The organism is Psychrobacter sp. Sarcosine-02u-2, from assembly GCF_002836335.1.
In the GTDB taxonomy this organism is placed as follows: domain Bacteria; phylum Pseudomonadota; class Gammaproteobacteria; order Pseudomonadales; family Moraxellaceae; genus Psychrobacter; species Psychrobacter faecalis.
This window is the reverse complement of the sequence record NZ_PJBX01000180.1, coordinates 67,975-92,740: the sequence shown is the minus strand read 5'-3', so window position 1 is coordinate 92,740 and position 24,766 is coordinate 67,975. Positions and strand designations below refer to the sequence as shown.

The 24,766-nt window shown below is 43.2% G+C and carries 23 protein-coding genes and 1 tRNA gene; 17 read left to right on the top strand and 7 right to left on the bottom strand.

Features of this window, described 5'->3' with window-relative positions; genetic code table 11:
* The first annotated feature begins 178 nt into the window (after nucleotides 1–178).
* The 4 genes from CXF58_RS13705 (at nucleotide 179) to dps (ending at nucleotide 2,654) form a co-directional block, all read left to right on the top strand.
* Nucleotides 179–598, top strand: coding sequence for a GFA family protein (locus CXF58_RS13705; RefSeq protein WP_102077846.1), 420 nt, complete (start codon nucleotides 179–181; stop codon nucleotides 596–598).
* Nucleotides 599–641: 43 nt separating this feature from the next.
* Nucleotides 642–1,094, top strand: a complete 453-nt coding sequence (locus CXF58_RS13700; RefSeq protein ID WP_102077845.1) for an ATP-binding protein — start codon at nucleotides 642–644, stop codon at nucleotides 1,092–1,094.
* A gap of 72 nt (nucleotides 1,095–1,166) precedes the next feature.
* A complete protein-coding gene (locus CXF58_RS13695) occupies nucleotides 1,167–1,937 on the top strand; it encodes a tRNA(His) guanylyltransferase Thg1 family protein (RefSeq protein WP_102077844.1) in 771 nt (256 codons plus the stop codon).
* Between the two features lie 231 nt (nucleotides 1,938–2,168).
* Entirely contained in the window at nucleotides 2,169–2,654 is a 486-nt protein-coding gene (dps, locus tag CXF58_RS13690) for a DNA starvation/stationary phase protection protein Dps (protein WP_068406213.1), read from the top strand.
* Nucleotides 2,655–2,831: 177 nt separating this feature from the next.
* On the opposite strand, the gene CXF58_RS13685 is transcribed toward dps, so the two are convergent.
* The 3 genes from CXF58_RS13685 to CXF58_RS13675 form a co-directional block, all read right to left on the bottom strand.
* Complete coding sequence (locus CXF58_RS13685) at nucleotides 2,832–3,521, bottom strand: DUF2059 domain-containing protein (protein WP_102077843.1); 690 nt, start codon at nucleotides 3,519–3,521, stop codon at nucleotides 2,832–2,834.
* A 52-nt stretch (nucleotides 3,522–3,573) separates the two neighbouring features.
* Nucleotides 3,574–4,728 (bottom strand): cation diffusion facilitator family transporter, encoded by a 1,155-nt coding sequence (locus CXF58_RS13680; protein ID WP_228706615.1) that lies wholly within the window; start codon nucleotides 4,726–4,728, stop codon nucleotides 3,574–3,576.
* A 184-nt stretch (nucleotides 4,729–4,912) separates the two neighbouring features.
* Nucleotides 4,913–5,521: an acyl-CoA thioesterase gene (locus tag CXF58_RS13675; RefSeq protein WP_068406218.1), complete on the bottom strand. Its 609-nt coding sequence runs from the start codon at nucleotides 5,519–5,521 to the stop codon at nucleotides 4,913–4,915.
* A gap of 327 nt (nucleotides 5,522–5,848) precedes the next feature.
* On the opposite strand from CXF58_RS13675, the gene CXF58_RS13670 reads away from it, so the two are divergent.
* The 8 genes from CXF58_RS13670 (at nucleotide 5,849) to CXF58_RS13635 (ending at nucleotide 13,812) form a co-directional block, all read left to right on the top strand.
* A tRNA-Asn gene (locus tag CXF58_RS13670) sits at nucleotides 5,849–5,924 on the top strand.
* A gap of 380 nt (nucleotides 5,925–6,304) precedes the next feature.
* Complete coding sequence (locus CXF58_RS13665; RefSeq protein WP_102077842.1) at nucleotides 6,305–8,056, top strand: amidohydrolase; 1,752 nt, start codon at nucleotides 6,305–6,307, stop codon at nucleotides 8,054–8,056.
* Between the two features lie 110 nt (nucleotides 8,057–8,166).
* Nucleotides 8,167–9,105, top strand: coding sequence for an alpha/beta hydrolase (locus tag CXF58_RS13660; protein ID WP_102077841.1), 939 nt, complete (start codon nucleotides 8,167–8,169; stop codon nucleotides 9,103–9,105).
* A gap of 104 nt (nucleotides 9,106–9,209) precedes the next feature.
* Nucleotides 9,210–10,031, top strand: a complete 822-nt coding sequence (dapD, locus tag CXF58_RS13655; protein ID WP_068408044.1) for a 2,3,4,5-tetrahydropyridine-2,6-dicarboxylate N-succinyltransferase — start codon at nucleotides 9,210–9,212, stop codon at nucleotides 10,029–10,031.
* A gap of 239 nt (nucleotides 10,032–10,270) precedes the next feature.
* A complete protein-coding gene (gene queE, locus CXF58_RS13650) occupies nucleotides 10,271–11,011 on the top strand; it encodes a 7-carboxy-7-deazaguanine synthase QueE (RefSeq protein ID WP_102077840.1) in 741 nt (246 codons plus the stop codon).
* A 219-nt stretch (nucleotides 11,012–11,230) separates the two neighbouring features.
* Entirely contained in the window at nucleotides 11,231–12,409 is a 1,179-nt protein-coding gene (locus tag CXF58_RS13645; RefSeq protein ID WP_102077839.1) for a multidrug resistance efflux transporter family protein, read from the top strand.
* 14 nt (nucleotides 12,410–12,423) lie between these two features.
* The gene (locus CXF58_RS13640; RefSeq protein WP_102077838.1) at nucleotides 12,424–13,059 is read left to right on the top strand and encodes a trimeric intracellular cation channel family protein; all 636 of its coding nucleotides are present in this window, start codon (nucleotides 12,424–12,426) and stop codon (nucleotides 13,057–13,059) included.
* A gap of 90 nt (nucleotides 13,060–13,149) precedes the next feature.
* The gene (locus tag CXF58_RS13635; protein ID WP_068408036.1) at nucleotides 13,150–13,812 is read left to right on the top strand and encodes a trimeric intracellular cation channel family protein; all 663 of its coding nucleotides are present in this window, start codon (nucleotides 13,150–13,152) and stop codon (nucleotides 13,810–13,812) included.
* 18 nt (nucleotides 13,813–13,830) lie between these two features.
* Here CXF58_RS13635 and recJ read toward each other — a convergent pair whose 3' ends face one another.
* The gene (recJ, locus tag CXF58_RS13630) at nucleotides 13,831–15,666 is read right to left on the bottom strand and encodes a single-stranded-DNA-specific exonuclease RecJ (protein ID WP_102077837.1); all 1,836 of its coding nucleotides are present in this window, start codon (nucleotides 15,664–15,666) and stop codon (nucleotides 13,831–13,833) included.
* A gap of 389 nt (nucleotides 15,667–16,055) precedes the next feature.
* Between recJ and CXF58_RS13625 the strand changes: the two genes are divergently transcribed.
* From CXF58_RS13625 to CXF58_RS13615, 3 genes are all read left to right on the top strand, one after another.
* Nucleotides 16,056–16,571, top strand: a complete 516-nt coding sequence (locus CXF58_RS13625; protein WP_068408032.1) for a hypothetical protein — start codon at nucleotides 16,056–16,058, stop codon at nucleotides 16,569–16,571.
* A 107-nt stretch (nucleotides 16,572–16,678) separates the two neighbouring features.
* Entirely contained in the window at nucleotides 16,679–17,200 is a 522-nt protein-coding gene (locus CXF58_RS13620; protein ID WP_068408030.1) for a helix-turn-helix domain-containing protein, read from the top strand.
* Nucleotides 17,101–18,027, top strand: a complete 927-nt coding sequence (locus CXF58_RS13615) for an IS3 family transposase (protein ID WP_145989813.1) — start codon at nucleotides 17,101–17,103, stop codon at nucleotides 18,025–18,027. Before CXF58_RS13620 ends, CXF58_RS13615 begins: the two co-directional genes overlap by 100 nt.
* A 105-nt stretch (nucleotides 18,028–18,132) precedes the next feature.
* Here CXF58_RS13615 and CXF58_RS13610 read toward each other — a convergent pair whose 3' ends face one another.
* Both CXF58_RS13610 and CXF58_RS13605 read right to left on the bottom strand, forming a co-directional pair.
* A complete protein-coding gene (locus CXF58_RS13610) occupies nucleotides 18,133–18,888 on the bottom strand; it encodes a CopM family metallochaperone (protein ID WP_102077835.1) in 756 nt (251 codons plus the stop codon).
* Between the two features lie 213 nt (nucleotides 18,889–19,101).
* On the bottom strand, nucleotides 19,102–19,569 hold the full coding sequence (locus CXF58_RS13605) for a DUF305 domain-containing protein (RefSeq protein WP_068408027.1): 468 nt from the start codon (nucleotides 19,567–19,569) through the stop codon (nucleotides 19,102–19,104).
* A gap of 375 nt (nucleotides 19,570–19,944) precedes the next feature.
* Between CXF58_RS13605 and CXF58_RS13600 the strand changes: the two genes are divergently transcribed.
* Together CXF58_RS13600 and CXF58_RS13595 are read left to right on the top strand one after the other, a co-directional pair.
* The gene (locus CXF58_RS13600) at nucleotides 19,945–20,664 is read left to right on the top strand and encodes a heavy metal response regulator transcription factor (RefSeq protein WP_068408025.1); all 720 of its coding nucleotides are present in this window, start codon (nucleotides 19,945–19,947) and stop codon (nucleotides 20,662–20,664) included.
* The gene (locus CXF58_RS13595; RefSeq protein ID WP_226928885.1) at nucleotides 20,630–22,132 is read left to right on the top strand and encodes an ATP-binding protein; all 1,503 of its coding nucleotides are present in this window, start codon (nucleotides 20,630–20,632) and stop codon (nucleotides 22,130–22,132) included. The genes CXF58_RS13600 and CXF58_RS13595 overlap by 35 nt, the downstream gene beginning before the upstream one ends.
* Before the next feature lie 63 nt (nucleotides 22,133–22,195).
* Here the strand turns inward: CXF58_RS13595 and CXF58_RS13590 are convergent, their stop codons facing one another.
* On the bottom strand, nucleotides 22,196–24,502 hold the full coding sequence (locus tag CXF58_RS13590) for a nitric-oxide reductase large subunit (protein WP_068408402.1): 2,307 nt from the start codon (nucleotides 24,500–24,502) through the stop codon (nucleotides 22,196–22,198).
* Nucleotides 24,503–24,766: the final 264 nt, after the last annotated feature.

The following is a 24,766-nucleotide window of genomic DNA, read 5'->3' as shown; positions in this document are numbered from 1 at the left end:
TTTCTTCCTGACATTTATAAAAGGTTATAAGAGTTTAGACTTATAACAATATGGGGTTAAACCTTTATTTTTAAAGGTCATTTATTGCGCTAAACACCTACACATGGATGCACAAACACCCCATAAAAAACGTAAAAACTCAGGTATAGCTCAGTGATGCTTGATTAAGGAACGAGTTATGAAAGGTCACTGTCTGTGCGGTAATGTCACTATGGAGCTAGAAGATATCAATACTTTTGAGGCGTGCCACTGTATGATATGTCGTCGTTGGGGTAGCGGACCATTAATGGCAATACATAGCCACTCAAAATCTGATATTCAAGGCGAAGAGTCAATGACGGTCTACCCATCCTCAGCGTGGGCGGAGCGTGCGTTTTGTCACAAGTGCGGTACTAATCTGTATTATCATCAGCTAAAATCTGAAACGTACGTTTTGTCGCTTGGTCTATTTCAAGATCATTCTGACTTTATCTTTGAAAGTCAGATTTTCATCGATAGAAAGCCTGATTATTATGAATTTGCCAATGACACAGTCAATTTAACCCAACAACAACTTTTTGATAAATTTGCAGAGAAAGGTATTAAGCCAAAGGATTGATATTTTTTAATGAGATTTAATAGTTCACAAGGTAAATCGCTCCATGCAACTTATAATTTTTATTGGCATTCAAGGCTCAGGGAAATCCACCTTTTATCAGCACCAGTTTTTCCATACTCATATCCGTCTTAATAAAGATATGCTCAACACCAATCATCGGCTACAGTTATTATTCGAAGCCTGTCTTGCTAGCAAAACCAAGACCGTGCTTGATAAGACCAATGCAACCGTTGAAGAACGTGCTGACTTTATCAATGCTGCAAAATCTGCTAACTTTGAAGTGATTGCGTATTATTTTGACTGCCCGTTTGAAGATGCGTTATTGCGTAATAACGCTAGAGCAGGCAAAGCACAAATCCCTGAAGTTGGTATCAAAGGGACGGCTAAAAAGATGCAACGACCTAGTTTTGAAGAAGGTTTTAATCAGATATTCAATGTCATTGTGAGTCATAATAATTTTCATGTTGAAGAGTATTTAAGAGATTCAACTGATTAGATTTTGTCTTACACTTCACGTAGAACAGATGAGCCACATTATCGTCCCCTACTTAAAATTATTGAGAGCTTTATGCGTTTTGAAGAATTGGATACTCGCTTGCGGGTTTATGAGACTGCCCACGATTTATGTGTCATGCCAGAGATGTTCGTGGTTGTTCGTTTAGATGGACGCGGCTTCACCAAAAAAACTAAAGAAGTCTGGCAACTTGATGCGCCTTTTGATAATCGCTTTCATAAGTTAATGGTAGCGACTACCCAGCATCTAATGAGCTGCGGCTTTAACGTTATCTACGGCTATACCCAAAGTGACGAGATATCGTTGTTATTTCATCCTACCGAAGATACATTTAAACGTAAACTTCGTAAGATTAATTCAGTGTTAGCAGGTGAAGCTAGCGGCTTTTTTAGTGTGACTCACGGTCAATTGGCAAGCTTTGATTCTAGAGTTTCGCAATTACCTAACATGTCGTTAGTGCAGCAGTATTTTCGCTGGCGTCAAGAAGATGCGCATCGTAATAGTTTAAATGCTCACTGTTATTGGTTATTACGTAAGCAAGGCATAGATGCTAATACAGCCACGGTAAACATGGCAGGCAAGGCGTTAGAGGCTAAGCACGAGCTGCTCTACCAACATGGCATTAACTATAATAAGCTTCCGAGTTGGCAAAAGCGTGGTACAGGGGTGTATTTTACAGAGGTCAATAAAACTGGCTTTAATCCAAAAACCAACACGCCCACCGTAACCCAACGTCGTGAGCTATTCGCCAACATAGAATTACCCTTTGGTGATGCTTATGATGCTTTTATTGCACAGCTATTATCGACTGATTCGGCTACATAACCTGTATAAGTTAGTTGCCAGCTTTACAAAGTCTTTCACGGTTAACAAAGTGATTACACGAGCACCTAATAAAACCTAACACTCACTACTACTAACCGCGATTTAAGCTGTTATTATCGATAATGAATTAACGAGCTGTAGCTAAGCAAAATGCCAATAACAACACGTTAAACATTCAAATTAAAAGTTTATAACCAATAAAATAAACTCAAATAAATAATGGAGTAGATTATGAGAGAACGTTACGCAAGTGGTATTGATGATAAAACCGCTGAAAAAATGGTTGAACTGTTAAACGCTAACTTAGCCAATCTGATTGACCTAAGTATGGACAGCAAGCAGTGCCATTGGAACTTGCAAGGGACTGGCTTTATTGGCGTGCATCAATTGTTAGATGAGACTTATGAGCGTTTGACTGAAGCATTTGATACAGTTGCCGAACGTATCGTTATCCTTGGCGGTAAAGCCAACGGTATCTCTAAGCGTGTGGTCGAAGACTCTATCTTAGAGACTTATCCAACTGATATCACAGAAGTTGATGAGCACGTACGCGAGCTTACCAATCGTTATAAAACCATTGCCGCTTCACTGCGTGAAGGTATTGATACCGCGGGCGACGCAGGCGATGAAGATACGGCGGATTTGTTGACTGAAGTAAGCCGTATCGTTGATAAAGATGCTTGGTTCATCGGTGCTAATGCCCCAAAGAAAAAGTAACAGCGACTGAATAAATTTATGAATGATATTCAGATAAGTATGAAAAAAGGTCACTTATAGGGTGACCTTTTTTTATGCCTAAAGAATTTAATCTTATAAACTACTATTAGGTTTAGAAAAATTGATTTTAAAGACGGGTATTAAAACGGATTAGAATTAGATTAAAAAATAATGACATTAAAAAACGCCTTTAATAATCTGCTTCATTTGCGGCAATAGCTCGCTTAATTGCGCTTCAGTCTCGCTGGTATCTTCAGGCAAGGATTGCTGTAAAAAAGCCGCAGTAATTTGTGGCTGCTTGGCAAGGATACTTTGCCCTACTGCCGTATCGTAGAATTTAATCTGGGCATCGACTTCAGCCTGCGTATAGTAAGTCTTAGCGGCACTGATATAAGCTTGCGTCAAAGTTTGTGCGTCGGCTGCATTGCCAATACCCTCAGTCATAATCTTGGCATATTGACCTAACACGCTTTGAATTTGCTCTTGTAGCTCGCGTTGGCGCTTATTTAACGGTTGGTCACTGACGCGCTGATTACTGCTTTGATTCTGGTTTTTGGTTTGCGTATTAATGGCATCGATGGCCGCTTGTTGGCCATTGACGATAGACTGAATCTGCTCATCGATATGCATGACTTGCATCAGTTTAATGATAGACACATCGCTCGGTGCTTGATTGTTCATTTGCTGCTTGGCAATATTATTGGTGTCCTTACTAACCCTATTTGGCTCACTATGGACAATCAATTCTGCATTGGCATTGACGATAGGTGCTGATAGAAGCGTTGTCACCACCAAAGTAAGCAATGGATTGATGCTAGTAGGACGCCGACTGGTATTTTTTTTGGAAGATTTTAGGTAGTTTTTCATATAAGACTCTTATTATTATAGGTAACGATTATTTATTATGCGGCAAATCTTATTAAGCACACTGATCATCTGGCAAGCGTAAAATCTCGGCATTGGGAACGGATAATGTCAAAATCGCTTCTTGAAATAATGGATTGGCGCGGAATTGATTTTCAATATCTTCAAATTTTTGCGCGATTTGTTGTTCTTGTTGATTGCCGGCGATATCGACCGCTGCCACCATAAATATTTTTTTTGGTCCGACCCACTCTAAGTGTAAATAAGAGACGCTGTCGATATCAGGACGATTTAATAGTTCCGTTAAAATATAGCAGTGGGTCTTTTCTGAGACTTTATAGCCAACCAAAAAATCACGATTGCGATTGATTAAAAAGATAGCAACCATACCCAATAATATGCCCACGATAATAGAACCAAGGGCATCCCAAAATGGCTCACCTGTATAGGCATGCATGCCCATCGCTGCTGCTGCGACCACCAAACCGATAACCGCTGCCAAATCCTCAAAAAATACCCCGCGCAACGTTGGGTTTGAAGTATTCACCACATAACCTAACGCACTGACATTAATAGCCTGACCATGCTTTTTACTTTGTAAATACGCCTGCACTAGAGAAAAACCTTCAAGCACAAAGGCCACTGCCAAAATAATAAAGCCAATGGTGTAATTGGTTTCTGTTTCAGGCGCATTCCACTCGGTGATACCGGTATAGATAGAAACAATCGAGCCTGCCATAAAAACGCCAAAAGCGGCAATCATCGACCATACGTATGACTCTTTACCATAGCCTAACGGATGACTGTTATCTGCAGGTTTGACCGCTTTTTTCTCCGCCACGATGAGTAGAGTGCCATTACCTGCATCTGCCCACGAATGCGCTGATTCAGCAATCATAGAAGCAGAGCCAGTCATAAATGCCGCAACGGTTTTGGCAATGGCAATAATAACATTCGCTCCTACGGCAATTAGCACAGTAACCAGCGACGAGGATTTCTCGTCTTCCTGCTTCTTGTCCTCCTGAATGTTTTCGGGGCTCGTGACGTTAGTGAAATTGAGGTTAGGATTGATACCGTCTTTAGAATTGCTAGTATCTTTGGTCAAATTGGCAATAGAACGCGCGCTGCCAGCACCGCGGGTACGAACGGCTTGCGGTGCTAGCTGATCTTTGGAAGGAATGTTTGATGATTCAGTGTTTTTTGAACTCATATGAGGCTCAATAAATGGTTAATATAATGAAGTTAAACAGCCATCAAAAAAGTTAAGCCATGAGCGCTAACTATTTTTAACTGCCTTATTTATCATTAAATTTAACCAAATAGCCGCTACTGGTCAGTAAGGTTTTCGTGAGACTTTGTTTAAGTATTGATGATTTTGCTAGGTAAAATGCGCCTTATTTGGCATTGCTATGCTGAGCAAGCCCGCCAATCCTATCATTGTCGTTGCCGCTTTTATCCGTCATCTTATCAGCGCCCAGACTTTCGCCAATCATTTGATTGATGTCGCAGCTCGGGCGATGCGAGCTTTGCATGCGTAGCTCTTTACGCGCCAAGCCTGCGTCAAAACGGCACTGCTGCATGGCATTTTTAATCTCAAGGGCAGGCACAGGCGTCGGTTTACCGTTATCATCAATCGCCACCATAGTAAAATAGCAGCTATTGGTATGGCGAATCGTACGGGCGCGAACGTCCTCCGCTTCAACCCGAATCCCCACTTCCATAGATGTTCTACCGACATAATTGATACTAGCGGCAAAAGTAACCAACTCGCCCACATAGATAGGCTCGCGGAACATCACTTGATCGACCGATAGCGTCACCACATAGCTACCACTATAGCGACTGGCGCAAGCATAAGCGACTTGGTCAAGCATTTTGAGCAAATCTCCACCGTGGACGTTGCCGATGAAATTGGCCATATCTGGCGTCATCAGCACCGACATGTATAACTCATGATTTAAAGGGGCGCTTTTGGCAGTAGAGCTGGTATTGTATTGCGACATAATATTCCTTGCTGTTATCGTAAAACCTGTCTATTTTAAATATCCGTTATACAGCAGGCGTTGTTAAATCGCAAATAAAGACTGTTAGAGGGAGTGTAGGGATATTTTTTATTTAGATGCCTATAATTTTTCTCATTGTTTTATGATTATATTTTGACTAAAAGGTGTGTAAACCCTTCTATCTACCACGTAAAAACGCAATCTTTCTAAAACCTGCAAAAAAAAGCTTGACGTATTTTTTATCTTTGCTAGAATACGCCCCACTTAGCAAGAACTCATTAGAGACTTTCTAAGCTCGCCGTAAGTCATAAAACCCTTACCGCTTATTCTCCAATAGCTCAGTTGGTAGAGCAACGGACTGTTAATCCGTGTGTCCCTGGTTCGAGCCCAGGTTGGAGAGCCATATTTTAGTTGTAAATCTTTTGAATCATTTTTGATTCGATTATGGCATTTGCCAAGACCCTCATCACTTTGATGGGGGTTTTTTTATGGCTGGTGTTTTATTTCATAAGCCTATAAATAGCAAAAACCTTTCTCTTTTCTTCTTCTATTACCAGTCTTGCAGTGCTTGGTTAATCCACAAAACAAAATCTACAAATAAAGTCAGCTTAGCTTTTATCATCGCCCTCAGTTATTGACTTATCGTCTTTATATTAAACCTGCTATATCTTTGACCAACGATAAATTCATAAATAACATTGACCCTTTAAAACTTTATCGCTACATTGGATAGAGCTCTTATTTATGTGAAAACAACTATAAAAAACTATTAGGGATAGCGCCATGACTATAGGTATTATTAAGCCGACGTTACTGAGTATTGGACTGATGAGCATGATTGGTTGTACTGCCCTGCAAACCAATACAAAACAACTAAATACAGAACAAACAAGCAACTCAGCAACGGTTTATTACAATGGCAATATCATTACCATGGAAGGTGAGCAACCGCAGATGGTCGAAGCTTTGGTCACGCAGGCTGGCAAAATTGCTTATGCTGGTGATTTAAATACGGCCCAATCAAAATATAAAAATGCGGCGCAAGTGAATCTAAACAGCAAAACCTTGCTACCAGGCTTTATTGATCCGCACAGCCATTTTGATATGGTGTCAAACACCATGGGGCAGGTGAATCTAAATCCGCCGCCAGTTGGTGAGATTGATAGTATGGGTAAATTACTACAAGCCTTAAAAGACTATAAAAAGGACAATAACATCGCCGATGGTGAATGGATCTACGGTTGGGGTTATGATGAGAGTCAATTAAAAGAAGGTCGTCATCCAACCAAAGCAGATATCGATAAAGTATTGCCTAATAACCCTGTATATCTGCAACATACCAGCGGTCATATGGGTGTCGCCAATAGCAAAGCCTTGGCAGCCCTGAACATTACCGCAGATACTAAAAACCCAGAAGGTGGTAATATTGCACGGATTAAAGGTTCTAGCGAACCAAATGGTCTCGTCCAAGAAACCGCTATGTATCCATTTATGCGGCGAATGCTAGAGGTATTAGAGCCCAATCAAGCTAAGTTTTTTGAGCAAACCCAAGATTATTATGCCAAAAATGGTCTGACTACCGCCCACAACGGTTCAACAGCTCGTAATACTATTCAGTTTTTCCAAAAACAAGCCGATGATGGCAAGCTGAAAATCGACTTAGTCGCATTAGCAGGTAGCAGTGATTTAGATGAAAACTTAGCGGACAAAGACTTTGTTTGGAAGACCTATCAAAACGGTTTTAAAGTTCAAGGAACTAAAATCATAGCCGATGGCTCGCCACAAGGTAAAACCGCTTATTTCAGTCAACCTTATTTGACGCCAGTGCCAGACTGCAAAAAAGACTGTCGCGGTTTGCCGAGTATCAGCCAAGATGCGCTCAATGAGATGTTTGCCAAGGCTTATAAGCACGATAACCAGCTGTTTATCCATAACAACGGCGATGGCGCGACAGATATGATTATCAAAGCCCACGTATATGCAGTCAAAAAGACGGGACAAGCCGCTGATAAAGATCGCCGTACGGTGCCTATTCATGCTCAGTTTGCGCGCCCCGATCAGCTAGAAGCCTTTAAAAAATATAAGATGCTACCGTCGTTTTTTACCAATCATGCCTATTTTTGGGGTGATGTGCATGTGCAAAATTTAGGCAAAAAACGCGCTGATTTTTTAAGTCCGATAGCGACAGCGGATAAAATGGGGTTAAAATACACCAACCATTCTGACGACACTGTGACACCTGTCGACCCGTTATTTACCGTTTGGTCAGCGGTTAATCGCACCTCGCGCTCAGGCAAGATTATCGGCGCCAATGAGCGCGCGACTCCTTATCAAGCGCTCAAAGCCATCACGACCAATGCCGCTTATGAGTATTATGAGGAAAATAGTAAGGGTACCTTAACCAAAGGTAAGCTTGCTGATTTGGTTATATTAGATGCCAATCCGTTGACGGTAAATGCAGATAAGCTTAAAGATATTCATGTGGTCACTACCATTAAAGAAGGTAAAATAATCTATCAGCGCCCGACGAAGTAAAACTATAATGACAGCATACTAAGAAAAATTTAATGCTTTATAGTCAAATTCATATAAGTTTGACTATAAAGTTTTTTCTGTCTCTTTTATCTCAATATTAGGATTCTTTTATGAGTAACACCGAGCAAATTACATCCTCCGACAACACCCATTATCTGCACCATACTTTTTTTGAGCCAAGCGATAATACCACGCCGATTACTGCTACCCTACTGATCGTGCATGGCATGGCCGAGCACAGTGGCCGCTATGCAGAGCTTGCGCAGTTTTTAGCAGATAATGGTATTGCGGTCGCCACTTATGATCAGCTGGGTCATGGACAGACGGTCAAATCAGCCAATGATTTGGGTTTTTTTGCTGAAGAACATCCCGTGCAGTCGTTATTAAAAGACGTTATTATCATGGCGGACAGTCTAAAGGCGCGCCATCCTGATGTGCCGCATTTCGTCATGGGTCATTCAATGGGCTCGTTTATCGTGCGCAATGTTCTCAAACATCACGCGCAGAACTTTACTGGTGCTATCTTAATGGGTACTGCTGATGCCAATCCATTGACCAAAGTGCTATTACCCATTAATAAAGTACTGGCAAAAGTGGCGCCTAAAAAGCCGAACCCAGTCTTTGCCAATGTGATGAATAAGGTACTCAATAGCAAGCTTGATAACCGCATTTCTTCTTCAGAATTTGCTTGGCTTAATGAAGACCCTCAAGCTATCGAAGCTTATGAAGCCGATCCATTGACGGGCTTTGATTTTACCAACAATGGTTTTTTGACCTTGTTTAGCTTAATGGAAGCGGGTCTTAATAAAAACTGGGCAACGACCATTGCCAAAGACTTTCCGATGTTACTGGTCAGTGGCGAGAACGATCCGATCGGCGATATGGGCAAAGGTATTCGCAAAATTGCCAGCCGTTTAGAAAAACAGAACTTTAGCAATATCACGCTACAGCTCTACCCGCACATGCGCCATGAGCCGATTCATGAACAAAATAAACAGCAAGTTTATCAAGATATTGTAGACTGGATAAATAGCAATACTGCTGCTTAGTAACAAAATGCTTAGTAACAACATGCTTGGTAACAACATGCTTGATTAATTTAAACGACCACTTTTATTATCTTTTTTACCCTTCACCAACTTTAGGAATATTTATGACATTGCAACAAACCATCGAGCAAGCCTTTGATAATCGTAACGATTATAGCCCAGCCACCATGCCACAAGACATACGCGACGCTATCAACGAAGTGCTTGAACAATTAGACAACGGTAGCTTGCGTGTTGCTGAGAAAAAAGATGGCGAATGGGTGGTCAATCAATGGGCTAAAAAAGCGGTATTATTATCATTTCGTTTAAACGATAACTATGTCCAGGCGGCGGGCGAACACGTGCAGTTTTATGACAAAGTGCCGACGAAGTTTGCTGACTGGACTCAAGATCAGTTTAAAGCAGCTGGCGTACGCGTGGTACCACCAGCGGTTGCTCGTAAAGGCTCATACATCGCAGCAGGTGCCGTCTTGATGCCATCGTATGTCAACATTGGCGCTTATGTCGACCAAGGCGCGATGGTAGATACGTGGGCTACGGTTGGTTCGTGCGCCCAAATTGGTAAAAATGTGCATCTATCAGGCGGCGTTGGTATCGGCGGTGTCTTAGAGCCGCTGCAAGCCAATCCAACGATTATCGAAGACAACTGCTTTATCGGCGCGCGCTCTGAAATCGTTGAAGGCGTGATAGTAGAAGAAGGCTCGGTAATTTCTATGGGCGTGTTTATCGGGCAATCAACGCGCATTTATGACCGCGAAACGGGCGAGATTCATCGCGGCCGCGTACCAGCGGGCTCGGTCGTTGTACCCGGTAGCTTGCCATCAGAAGACGGTACACACAGTTTGTACGCCGCTATCATTGTGAAAAAAGTCGATGCGCAAACCCGAGCCAAAACCTCGGTCAATGAGTTATTACGTTTGGCCTAGTGGTGTAATTTTCTTAGAGCTTCCATAGATATCAGGCAATCAAAAAGATGTTGAAACCCAATTTCAGCATCTTTTTTAATGTTCAATATCAGTTTAAGTTTAACTTAATACAAGACATTACGTTATAATCCTTGCCTCGTTTGGGCGCTAGAAATGTTAGCGCTAAACAAACTACTAAACCCTTTTTTATTTGGTCAATGCGCGCCGCATTATCAATCTTTATCTGTATTTGACATATTATGAGTGAGTTATCTTTACGCACCTCGGCAATTCCTGTCACTGATCCCGAAGCAGGGCTACGTTTGACCGAGATTTTTTATTCGCTGCAAGGTGAAGCGCTGACCTCAGGCTTGCCGACGATATTTGTGCGCTTGACTGGCTGTCCGCTGCGCTGCGTCTATTGTGATACCGAATACGCTTTTAGTAGCGGCGAACGTCATTCGCTAGAAGCCATTGTCGCGACCATCAAAAGCTATCCCTGTCAGCGTATTTGCTTGACTGGCGGCGAGCCGTTAGCGCAGCCAAATGCCGTTGAATTAATGCAGCGTCTGTTAAATGACGGTTATGAGGTTTCACTTGAAACCGCAGGGGCGCTGACGGTAAAAAATGTACCGCCTGCGGTCAGCAAAGTAATGGATCTGAAAACGCCAAGCTCAGGTGAAGTCGATAAAAACCTTTGGTCAAACCTCGACTATCTCACCCAGCACGACCAAATCAAATTTGTCATTATGAATCGCGCCGATTATGAGTGGGCAAAGGCAACACTTTTTGAGCATCAACTTGATAAATTGGTCGGTACGGTTTGGTTTTCACCGATGTTTACTGTCGCAGAAGAAGTCACTGCTAGTGAAGCATTGAGCAGCCCCGATGTGCCAGTATTGGCACGCGAGCTGGCTGAATGGATGCTGGCAGACGCCCTTCCCGTCCGCTTCCAATTACAACTGCATAAGATTATTTGGGCCGATGCCAAAGGTAAGTAATCGCCTAATCTTGATGCGAATGGGGCAAATCAACAGTTCAGATAAACAAACAACCAAAATTCCAAACTAAACATCCTCTAAATATAGTCAAGGAATTTTAGAATCGCTACAAAGCGACCGACCGCAGATAGTATATTGAGTACATCTAGGGCGGGTAACACCGTAGCGGTTTAAAAGTGCTCTGACTATAGATAACCAGCCGACTGCAAGGACGCATACATGGTCAAACTGATTTTACTGGGCTTATTGGCGGGGGCGTTCTTTAGCTCGACATTTATTTTAAATGAGCTGATGAGTAATGCTGGCGGCCATTGGTTTTGGTCAGCGAGCCTACGCTATGTCTTTATGTGGCTGATTATCAGCGCCGTTATTATCCTGCAACATGGCTTTGGACGTATTCAAGCGCTTGCGAGCATTTTTCGTCAGCACTGGCGCTTTTGGTGTCTTACCGGCAGTATTGGCTTTGGGGTATTTTATACCGGTATTTGCTATGCAGGCGACCACGTGGCAGGCTGGGTCGTTGCTGCTACCTTTATGTTTACCGTCGTAACCAGTTTGCTCGTACTCTTGGCATTTGGGCAACGTTTCGATAAAAAGTTTATTATTTATGCCTTTTTGGTGTTTATCGGGGTAGTATTGGTCAACGTCAGCGAAGGCTTGCGCGCCTCTGCCCTTGCCGACATTGATAGCGCGCCGATGGCAGAAATGCTACTTTACGGTGCCCTACCTGCGCTAATTGCGGCTTTTAGTTACCCAATCGGCAATCAACTGGTCTGGCAAGTTTCCCATAACTCACGCAAACACTATCCTCATAAAGATAAGGCTAAAAAGCAACAAGTAACAGAAGATAAGAAACTCAACAGTGAACAAAGTCATCACGAGCATAGCAACCAACCGCTTGTCTCAGAAGCCTTCGATTTGTCTGCTATCATGTCTAGTACTTCGGATAACAACGCTACTCTAAAAACCCCCTCTAGCATCGAAGTCACACCCTCGTCGCCTCTACAAAACTTCATCGCCCGCATTCCTGCTATCGAGACGAGCTTATTACAAAATGCCTTTAATAAAGTCTGGCTGATGACCTTGGGTAGTTTTCCATTTTGGCTGGTTTTAGGCGCTTTTATCCAGCCTGAACCACCTGCAACCACCCAGTTATTTAATACTTTGCTAGTAGCATTACTGGCTGGAGTAGCGGCGACGAGCATATTTTTTTATGCACGTGAGCAAGCGGTGACTTCAAGCGAAGTCGCAGGCGTTGACTCCACCCAAGCTAGCGAGGTAATCTTTGCTTTGATTGGCGGTATACTATTGTTGGATAATGCCATACCATCAGTAATGGGATTGGTCGGTATTGGGCTAATTATTCTAGGGCTGATACTATTTGCAAAAGACGGTTGAGGCTAAAATAAGTCATGATAAATCACTTTATTTTCCCCGATATTCTGCTGTATTTATTAGATATGGTGGGTGTCGTTGCTTGCGCCATCGCGGGCACTTTGCTGGCGCAGCATAAAGGCTTTGATATTGCTGGCTGTATTTTGGTTTCTATGGTCAATGCCATTGGCGGTGGTACATTGCGCGATATGGCGCTCGATCGTCATCCGCTATTTTGGATGACTGACCTCAACTATGTCATTGTCATTACTATTACCTCGCTTATTCTACAAATTTTCTTTCATCTGTATCATAAGATTGATAAAGCGCTCAAATTTTTTGATGCGATTGGGCTGGCGGCCTTTAGTGTGATTGGTTTTAAAGTGGCGTTGGCGCAAGATATGTCGCCGGTTATTGCGGTTATGATGGGGGTTTGGACGGCGATTATCGGTGGTTTATTGCGTGATATTATCTGTAATGAGATACCACTGCTGCTACAGCGTGAGATTTACATCACCGCTAGTATTGCAGGGTCTTTGAGCTATTTGGCGCTTGATTACTGGGGCGTTGATGCGGTTACCAATGAATTTATGATGTTATTTATTATCTTTTTCGTGCGTATGCTAGCGCTTAAATTCGATTGGCATCTGCCTTCTATTCGTTTGGTCGATTAACTATTCGTTTTACCGCTTAACTTCATGGGCAAAAAATAGCAGTGCTTTGATATTGATGTTTTAATATAAGGGCTTTAATGAGAAAAATGCATGCTCACCATCGCTTTAGATTCTGAATTGATGACTACTTTTGACCCGCGCTCACTCATTTATCTGTTTGATATGATTGGGATTGTCGCTTGTAGTATTTCAGGGACGATATTGGCCAAGCATAAGAATTTTGATGTCTTTGGCTGCTTGCTGGTATCGATTGTGACTGCCATCGGCGGCGGGACGGTGCGCGATGTCATTTTGGATCGTCATCCACTGTTTTGGATGGTGGACATGAGTTATTTAACGCTTATTACTATTTCGTCATTGGTGATGCAAATATTCTTTCACCCCAACTCTAGGCGCGTTGATAAATTCCTTAAGCTCTCCGACACTATTGGGCTATCAGCTTTTACCTTAATCGGTATTAAAGTAGCTGATAGTATGGGCGCCAATGTGCCGGTGGCATTATTACTCGGGGTGATTACGATTATTGTCGGCGGTATCATCCGCGATATGATTTGTAATGAGATTCCGCTGGTGCTACAGCAAGAGATTTATATTACCGCCGCTTTAACGGGGGGTATCCTCTACTTTGCCCTGCACAATCTTGGCGTAAGCGCTTGGATTGCTGATATCTCAGCAATGGCGACGATTTTTACTTTACGTATGCTTGCCATTCGTTATGACTGGCAATTTCCAACCATTGAATGGAAATATTAAAGTATTCAAGCCTAGCAACTACTCGCTTTCCTCTACTGTTTCTTTTACCAGTGCCAAATCTTTGACCATCAACTGCAAGCTTTGTTTACCGTTCCACTCGTTAATGTCTAGCTGAAATAATACATGCACTTTTTCGGCGCGGTAATCCCAAGCACTACTATCAAAATTAAATTGGATTGCTTCAATCGGATATTGCACCTCAGGATAACGTAGCGACAACTTAAGATGTTTGACTTTTAATATCTTAAAGCTCAATACCTCAAATACACCGTCAAATATCGGCGGCGCAAAGCCATGACCCCAAATGCTGGCATTCGCTAGATGCTCTGCAAACCACAAGCTAAAGTCAGCCGCTTGCAATGGTCCATCGGTAAATTTCTGCTCGGCAAAGACTTCTTCATCCATCTGTGCCATCACTTCATTAAACGCGGTTACGAAGCCATCGAAATTACGCCGTTTGATGGTTAAACCCGCTGCCATGGCATGACCACCAAAGTGGCTGATTAAATCAGGATAACGTTCGGCCACTTGCTCAACCGCATCACGAATATGCACGCCTGCGATAGAGCGCGCCGAGCCTTTGATGGCATCGTCGTCACCCGTACGCTCTGTATCGGCGGGCGCAAAAACGATACTGGGCAGATAGTGGCTTTCTTTTAAACGACCAGCGACGATACCGATAACCCCTTGATGCCAATCGTCTTGATATAAAATAATACTGCGGTTTTGATTATCAATAGCCGACTTTTCAGTTTTAGGCTGGATAAGAGTTTCATCGCTCTCGTCAGCATCATTCTTAGCATTAGAGTCAGCAGTAGCTAACGCTTGCACAATGCTATCTGCTTGCGCGCGCATCTCGCCTTCGACATGACGGCGCGTACGATTAAGCTGCTCAAGCTCTTGAGCCAAACGCTGTGCGGTACTCCAGTCATCGGTCAATAAGCACTCGATACCGATACGCATATTATCCATGCGTCCAGCGGCATTGATACGCGGACCTAAAACAAAACCAAAATCCTGCGCCTGCAATTGTTTCGGGTCACGGCCCGCTTGTTCCAGCAGTGCCAATATCCCAAGCGAGCAGCGACCTTGGCGAATGGCGTTCAGACCATGATGCACTAAAATACGATTGTTTTTATCGAGTACGCCAACGTCAGCAATCGTCCCAAGCGCGACCAAATCTAAATATTGGCTGACTTGCACGCTAGACTTACCTGCTTCGCGGCGCAGTTTCGCCAAGCGTCCGAGCACATAAAACGCCACGCCGACGCCAACCAAGGCTTTACTACTAAAATTGCAATCAAGCTGATTGGGATTGACCACCGCTTCGGCAGGCGGCGTTTCTTTGGTGGTTAAGTGATGGTCAGTGATAATGACAGTGATGCCATCGGCCTGCGCCCGCGCTACCCCTTCGTGGCTTGAGATACCATTATCGACCGTCACAATCATGTCGGGCTTATAAGTTTTGATACCTAATTCGACAATCTCTGGCGTCAGACCATAGCCATATTTAAAACGGTCAGGGACTAAAAAATCAACCACCGCGCCCATCTTTGTCAGCGCGCGCATCATCAATGCGGTACTGGTTGCTCCATCGCAATCAAAGTCACCGACGATTAAAATACGCTGACCTTCATCGATGGCGACATCTAACAAACGCACCGCTTCGGTGACACCATGCAGCATTTCAGCAGGTAATAAACCAGATAGGCCAGTCTCTAACTCATCAGGCGCAGTGATACCGCGACCGGCATAAAGCCTAGCAAGGGTAAATGATTGGGCGGCAAGCGGTTGCAACGCGGCAGGCAACTCGTCGATACGAGTGCAGGTATAACGGGGGGTTAAATTTAGCATGGTGCTATTCTACTGGCTTTGGCACATAGCCACAATGATAATTTTTAGCACTATCGTCTAGGTTTGGCGATTGCCCAATTATGCCTTATGGCGTAATTTATATGACATATCATGTAGGAAAAACAAAGGCTATAGACGACGAATGTTTAAACGCTTGCTTGCCAACCTGCCCTTTATTTACAAAAACGGTGCAGAGAGCCTGCAATTTTCTGCATTTTGCTACAAAGCAATGATTGTATGGCGCTTATAAAGCCATAAAATGGTAAACATTCAAGATGAGTTATTAGAAGATGACTTATGAGAAAATTATAAGATACTCATCATTTTTGCCATGTTTGCTTTTATTATATTAATGACTTTCTATTTTTTAAACATTTTAAGGACGCGTTATGAAAACCACCCCAACCGCTGAAAAACTGCCTAATACCATCGACCCTAATCTAGACCTAGATAAAGTCAAAAAAGACTGCGAAAAATTGGTCAAAAAACGCGCCAAGCTTTCTGCTGGTGTCGCTATTGTACCTATTCCATTTTTTGACGTGGCAGTCGATGCCAGCATGCTGACCGTTTTGCTACCTGAAATTAGTGAGCGTTTTGGACTGATTGAAGGGCGCCAGTCTGCCGTTGATTTAGAATCACGCGCCATCCATTGGCAAGCGCTAAAAGACCGTACGGTTGATTTTGCAGGACTAATGGCGACACGTGGTATCGTGAAAAAGACCGTCCAGGGTTTCGGTGGTCGTATTGCCGCCAAACAAGTGACTAAGTTCATTCCTTTAGGTGGACAAATGGTCGCCGCGACTATGGGCTATATGATTTTCAAAAAAATCGCCACCGACCATATCAATGAATGCTATAACTTGGCAAAAGACATTCAGCAAAAGCAACATGGTAAAAATGTCTAACGGCATGCCATCATTGTTTAAAGTTTAAGAAATTATTATTCGTAAAAAAACCCAACTAAGAATTGAACCGACCCCCATAAGTTGGACACAACTTATGGGGTATTTTTATGCGTTACGATCTAGACTTTAAGATGCAAGTCATCGCATACTATCGGCAAGGCCATAGTAGTCACGCCACCGCTAAGAAGTTTAACGTCAATCCAGAGTTTGTACTCAAATGGGTTAAGCAATATCAAAGCGGTGGCATAGATGCCATCAAGCCAAAGACAAGTAAGGCAAAATACAGCAGTGAGTTTAAACATCATGTGATTACGACCATGCTGACGCAAGGATTAAGTCAATCTAAGGTCGCTTTGATGTTTGATATCAGCTCACCGGCCCTAATCAGTCACTGGCACAAAGCGTATCGACTAGAAGGCATATCTGGACTCATCTCCAAACCTAAAGGTAGAACCGTCATGAGCAACCCCTTTATCACAGACAAACCAGATGATAAAAAGAGCTTAGCAGAGCTTAAGCGTGAGAATGAATACCTACGTGCGGAGAACGCCTACCTAAAAAAGCTAGATGCCTTGCTCAAACAGAAGAAGAAACAAGCTTTGAAAAAGCAAGGCTCATCGAAGGACTAAGAGAGCGCTGCTGTTTATCTAACTTACTTGAAGCCGCTGGTATGCCCAAAAGTGTCTTTTACTATCATAGAGCAAGACTTGAGCGTGGTGACAAATACACCGAATTAAAACAGCGTATTGCTAAGCTGTATCATCAGCACAAAGGCAGGTATGGCTATCGCAGAATCACTGAGGTTCTAAAGCAGTCAGGTAGTCATTACAACCACAAGCTCATCGCTAAGCTGATGCGTAACATGAAGCTTAGTGCCAAGATAAGACGTCAGAAGTACCGCTCTTATAAAGGACAACAAGGTAAAATTGCAAAGAACTATTTAAAGCGCCAGTTTACTGCAGATAAACCGAACACACGCTGGCTCACCGATATTACTGAGTTTAAGGTGGGTGATCATAAGCTGTATTTATCGCCCATACTCGATTGTTATAACAATGAGATCATCAGCTATAGGCTCTCAAAGAGACCCACTTATGACTTAGTTGGTAAGATGCTAGCTAGTGCTTTAGATAAGACAAAGGTGTGCCGTGGTAAAAGATTAATGCTGCATTCAGATCAAGGGTGGCATTATCAAATGAAACCGTTTAGCACGACGCTTAAACAGCATGGAATTAAGCAAAGTATGAGTAGAAAAGGCAACTGCTTAGATAATGCACTGATGGAGGGGTTCTTCGGTACGCTGAAGTGCGAGACGATTTATATTGAGAAACCGAAAACTATTGAGCAGTTAGAGAAACAGATTCATGAGTATATGCATTATTATAATCATGAGCGTATTCAACTTAAATTAAAAGGACTGAGTCCTGTGCAATACAGAACTCAGTCCTTGATATAAACTAAACCGTCCAAGTTTCGGGGGTCAGTTCAAATCTTAGCTGGGTTTTTTAATTTAAGGAACAGATTTTTATATTAAACCAACATCGCATTTTATACAAAAGCACTAGCCGCCATTTTTGGCAATCCAATTTTGCATTTGCTCAATTTCAGCCTGCTGCGCATCGATAACCGCTTGCGCCAGCTGACGCATTTCGGCATCTTTGCCATATTTCAGCTCTACTTCTGCCATATCAACGGCACCCTTATGATGCGGTAACATACCACGCGCAAACGCCATATCAGGTTTCGGATCAGCGATACCCGCCATCATCTCATCGTGCATAGCGTCCATACCATCAGCGTAGGCTTGCTGCATGACTTTGGTATCAGGCGTGGCTTCAGCTGCGTCAGGATGACTGGCCAGCCAGCTTTGCATTTGTTCAATCTCAGATTGCTGGGCGTCGATGATTTCTTGCGCTAGCTGACGCATCTCTTTATCCGTACCGTATTTTAGCTGAATCTCCGCCATTTCAACCGCACCGACATGATGACCGAGCATCCCTTGCGCAAACGCGGCATCGGGATCGTTGTAATTCATCCCAACCATCATCGCATCGTGCATTTTTACCATCGAATCATTGTACGCTTTATGCGTCACCGACATGTGCTCAGTATCTGTGCTCATCGCTGCCATATCGTGATTGGCGTGCGGGCTGGTCGCTGTGTCGGTTGCCGTGTCAGTGACGATTGCTTCTTCTGTAGCAGGCGCAGCGTTTTCATTAGCAGCTTCTTCATTTGCAGGCTGACAAGCACTGATAAGCAAGGCAGCACTGATACTAGCAGTAAGCACCCCAAGACGGGAATGGTTATTAATTTTCATGGTGTATCCTTTGTTTAACTAAGGCGTAAAAAGTGGCAAATTAAGGAAAATTTACCGAAAAAAAATAGTTAAATGACTGCGTTAAATACAGCCATTTAACTACGAGCATTTATTAAAATATTTAGTGAACTTTTAACTTACCCTAGCGCTTTAAGAACTAAGGTCTTTAACTTCTAGGGTTTTTAAGCGTCTAAGCTAATGCACTTCTTTAATTTATTTAAGCTCTTCGATTAGCTCTTGCATTTCGCCAATTTCGCGCTCTTGCGCCTCGATGATATCATCAGCAAGCTTACGCACTCTCGGGTCGTCGATATCGGCGCGGGTACTGGTCAAGATAGCAATCGAATGGTGCGGTATCATCGCCTGCATCCAGTCAACTTGATCAACGGTCGCTTGGGATCTGACGCCCCAAAGACCGACGGCGAACATCACGATGCTCAGCCCATAAATCATAAGATTGACTTTGGTTTTTTTGTACATATGGCTCATAAACGCCAACATGATGACCGACATAGCGGCGCCCATATACAGCGCCATATAAGCTCTGGTTTCGCTAAAATAAACGTGATCCCATTGATAAGTATTAAAATACATCATGATATACATGACGATGGTCGATGTTAAAATCATCAATGAAAATCTGACATACGGGTTCATTTTTTCTTCTTTAGAGTGCTGCATAAGGTAGTCTCCCGCTACGTTGTTTATAATATTTTTATTACTTAGGCTATTTAAAGGCTAGCCAATTACTAAAAGGTTTTTATTGCATTTTATGAGCTTATAACTGCTGCTTAACAGACTCAATATCCGCGTATACTTGGTTTGTACTGTCTTTGTTTGCACGCATGGCTTTATAAAGCGCAAAATAACCTTGTTGATTTTTATCCAAAAATGATAGCAATATCGGCCTGACAATGAGATGACGCTAAGATGACAATGTTGTCATCTTAGCCGTCTGGCATAGGCATAGCGCTGGCATTGCTCTATGATTGGAGGTTTGCAACTTGTATATGATGCAATCGCATAAAAATTATAAATAACGGGCATGAGTACGCTATGAAAATACTATTGGTCGAAGATGAGCTGTCACTTGGTGATTATATTAAAAAAGGTTTGAGTGAAGCGGGCTTTATCGTTGAGCACCAAACCACAGGACTTGGCGGCTATCACGCCTTGATGACTGAGGATTTTAATGTGGTCATCATGGATGTGATGTTGCCTGATGTGAGTGGTTTTGAGTTGGTACGCAATTATCGGGCGGCGGGCAAACTGACGCCAGTGCTGTTTTTGACCGCGAAAGATGATTTAAGCGACCGCGTAAAAGGCATAGAAATCGGCGGCGATGATTATCTGACCAAGCCCTTTGCCTTTGCTGAATTATTGGTCAGAATCAAAAATCTATTGCGCCGCGTCAATCAAACTGATTATGCCAATACTGTGCTGCAAATTGCCGATTTAAAAATGGATATTGCTAAGCGTACCGTCACACGCGGCGAGCAGATTATTAAACTAACCGCTAAAGAATTTGCGCTACTACAATTTTTTCTTGAGCGCCAAGGTGAGGTGCTACCGCGCTCTGTGATTGCCTCGCAAGTCTGGGATATCAATTTTGATAGCGACACCAATGTGATTGATGTGGCGATACGGCGTTTGCGGATTAAAATCGATGACGATTTTGATATCAAGCTGATTCATACGGTGCGCGGCATGGGTTATCGGCTAGATATAGAGGATGATGCTAATGATAGCGCCGATATCACTGCGGTTATTGAATAGTATGACGCCGATTGCGACGGATGGTCGCCTATCTTTATTGTGGCGCACTATCCTGCTTTTAAGCTTGTGCGTCATCGTCACTCAGATATTTTTGTATGTCTGGATACAGCGCTCGGTTAATGAGCATTTTGAACAAATGGATGCGGAGATTTTGACCCATGCGGCGTTTAATTTACGCCAGTATATGGATAGCAATAGCATAGTTGACACTAGTAATACTAAGAAAAAGCCACTTTCTCAGCAGACGCTCGCTTTACAGAACGCTAGTATCGACTATGAAGTCAAAACCGTGATTACCGATAATAACGGGCAAGTGCTTATCAGTGTGCCAACTGGTTTTATCGATCAATCGGCTCATAGTGGCGCGGTCAAAGCGTTGTGGCAAAAACATCACGAACAGCCGTTTGATTTAAAAATTAACGACCGCCATTATCGCGCTATTGTCATTCAGCACGCCAGCCGCTTAGCCCTTATCGCCCTACCCATCGATGTTCATCATCAGTATTTGGCGCAATTTAACCGTCAGCTGATTGTTATTTTAATCGCCATTACCTTTCTTTTAGTCTCTATCGCCGCTTTTAGTGTGCATTTAGGCTTTGCACCGCTTGCCACCATTCGACAAAAAATGAGCCGTATCAATGCCGACCAGCTCGACGATAGAATCGTGATAGCGGATATGCCCAGTGAATTGCGACCGCTTGCTGAATCCTATAATGCAATGATGGTTAAGCTCGCGCATAACTTTGAAACCCTGTCACGTTTTTCAGACGATATCGCCCATGAGCTGCGCACGCCGCTTGCTACCCTCAGCACCCAAACCCAAGTCATGCTCAGCAAACCGCGAGATAGCAATGAGTATATTGAGCAGCTGCATCATCAGCATGACACCTTAGCGCAATTATCCAGTTTAATTAACAACATGCTGCTACTGGCAAAAACGCAAAAAGGCTTGATTCATTCGCAGTTTAACCGCGTAGATAGCGATTTACTGCTGACTAAGATGATGGAGTATTATGAATGGATAGCCGAAGACCGTGCCATCTCTTTAAAAAAAACAGGTGACTTTAAAACCATACTTGGCGATGCAAGCCTATTGCAAAGGTTGTTTGCTAACTTAATTGCCAATGCCGTTTATTATGCCGCCAGTGATAGTATTATTCATATTAATGGCAAAATTGTTACGGATAAGGTTGCAGATAATAGGCAAGTCTTATCTTCATCAGGCATGCTAGCCTCATACCTGCAAATCTCCTTCACTAACCGTCTAACCGCCCCGATGACGCAAGCAGAGGTGGATAAATTATCAGAGCGTTTTTATCGCCATCATAAAACCTTATCAATGCATGCAGGGACAGGCTTAGGTTTGTCGATTGTGCATGCGATTGTCAATGCTCATAACGGTAAAATAGCCATCACGGTAAAAGACGGCTATTACTTTGAGGTCAGTATCAAACTCCTTCTTGCTTAGCCACAAAAAAGCCCTGCCATTGCAGAGCTTTTTGCGCTTTTACTTTTTTACGGTTGTTAGATTTTAACGTACGGTGTTGGTTGGTAAGTTATCCGCATTGACAGGGCTATCAGGTTGATAGTTTGCATGTGAGGGTTTGGCAAAAGCAAACTTGACGACCTGCAGTGCCACACAAACTGCACCAGTAATAAAGATCACGTCAGCAAAGGTACGAATCCAGCGCAGTGTGACTAAGAAATCTTGTTGTAAGAAGCCTTCACTACGTGCGTACCATAGACCTTCGGTCATTGACGCGTGCGCTTGGAAAATACCAATCGGTAATAAGCTAGTGACAATCATCAATACCAAGCCTGCATTTAGCGCCCAAAAACCAGTTTTGATAAGATTTTCACTAAACACATAATCAGGACGGATATAGCGCATGACCAGTAATACAAAGCCGATTGCTAAAAAGCCATAGACCCCAAACAGTGCAGCATGTGAGTGAGTGGCGGTAGTATTTAACCCTTGTAAATAGAACAATGAGACTGGTGGGTTAATCATAAAGCCGAACACCCCTGCACCTAACATATTCCAGAACGCGACCGCAACGAAACACATGATAGGCCATTTGAGTTTATTCATCCATGGCGCTTGACGCTGCATAGACCAATGCTCATAACCTTCGTAGCCTAATACCACCAAAGGTACCACTTCTAAAGCACTAAATGACGCGCCGATTGCCATGACTGGCGTGGTTGTACCTGAGAAATATAAATGGTGGAACGTACCTGGCACACCGCCAAGCATAAATAGGGCTGCTGAAGCGATGGCAGAACCGGTGGCGATTTTTTTGTTGACCAAGCCTAAGTTGTAGAAAATGAATGCGAGTGAGACGGTGGCGAATACTTCAAAGAAGCCTTCTACCCATAAATGTACCACCCACCAGCGCCAGTATTCCATGATGGTTAAGTGGGTACGCTCGCCGTAGAACAAGCCTGCACCGTAGAATAAACCGACGCAAACGACTGATGCAAAGAAGATGGCCAACAAGTTTTTATCACCGCCCTCTTTCCTTCTAAGCGCCGGTAAACAGCCACGGGTCATCAATACTAACCAGAATAAGATACCAACCCATTTTAAAATCTGCCAGAAGCGACCAAGGTCAATGAATTCATAGCCTTGATGACCAAACCAGAAGTTGTATTTTGCAGGCATAATACCGGCAATCGCAAAGTACTGACTAACAAATGAGCCCACAACCACGAGTATTAATGCCACCCAAAGGATGTCTACGCCCAATTTTTGGTATTTAGGATCTTTACCGCCATTGATAAGTGGCGTTAAGTACAAGCCTGCCATCAAGAAAGCAGTAGCAATCCAAAATAGTGCTGCCTGAATATGCCACGTACGTACCAAGGAGTACGGGAAGTAATCGGCGACGGCGATACCATAAAACTCTTGCCCTTCAACGGTATAGTGCGCGACGAAACCGCCGATAAATACTTGGAATACCAATAGAGCAACGACTAGTACACCGTATTTTGCCAAGGCTTTTTGTGACGGTGTTAACGCCACTTTAGTTAATGGGTCAGCACTTGCCGTTGCTTCTTTGACGTCTTCTTCTTTACGTAAGAACGACCAGCCCCAGATAAGGAAGCCAACCCCAGCGATTAAGAACACCACACTGGCGATAGACCACATGATATTTTCAGAGGTTGGGACGTTATCAATTAAAGGCTCATGCGGCCAGTTATTGGTATATGTTGCATCAGTACCTGGACGGTTGGTAGACGCAACCCAAGTGGTCCAAAAGAAAAAGTTGGTGAGTTTTTGTCTGTCTTCAATATCTGCCAAAGTATTGTTTTTCATGGCAAAATTTTCACGCGACTTTTGCAATGAAGGCTCATTACCGTAGAGACCGATATAGTAAGGCGCGACTTCATTAATAGCGGCGATACGCGTATCTGACAATACCACTTGATTGTTAGAATTGGTATTGCTGCCACGATATTCTTTTTTCAATTGCGCGCTAAGTACCGCTTTTTGATCATCCGTTGCCGCGGCAAAATCATGCCCATATAACTCTTGCGCCCGGATATCTAACCACGCCACAAGCTCTCTGTGTAACCAATCTGCGGTCCAGTCAGGCGCTTGATAGGCACCATGTCCAAGTATCGAGCCAAGCTGCTGTCCTCCCGTGCGCTGCCAAGCAGATTGACCATCTAAAATATCTTCTTCTGTGATTAATGCCTTTCCGCTGCTATCAATATACTGATCAGGGATAGGAGGTGCGGTACGATAGACTTCCACGCCGCCCCAACCTAAAAAGGTAAAGGTAATGACGAGGACGGCGATTAAGCCCCACCAATACTTTTTATATTCGCCCATATCTTGCTCCTACTGGCTAGATAGATAGATAAACTGAACGCTTAACATTCATTTTAAATGAATTTTTATAAGCGCAATTATAATTCCATAAATGATTAATACCGCTGCCTGTTACGATAAATCTATCAATCATCTTATAACCGTTAAGCCTGCTACCTGAGTTGCGCTTTAGTCTTGGGATTAAGAATAAAGCACAATCAAAGCTGGGATTGAAGGCTTAAATCTTTGATGATATGACGGTTAATGGATAGATTTTATCGCTTC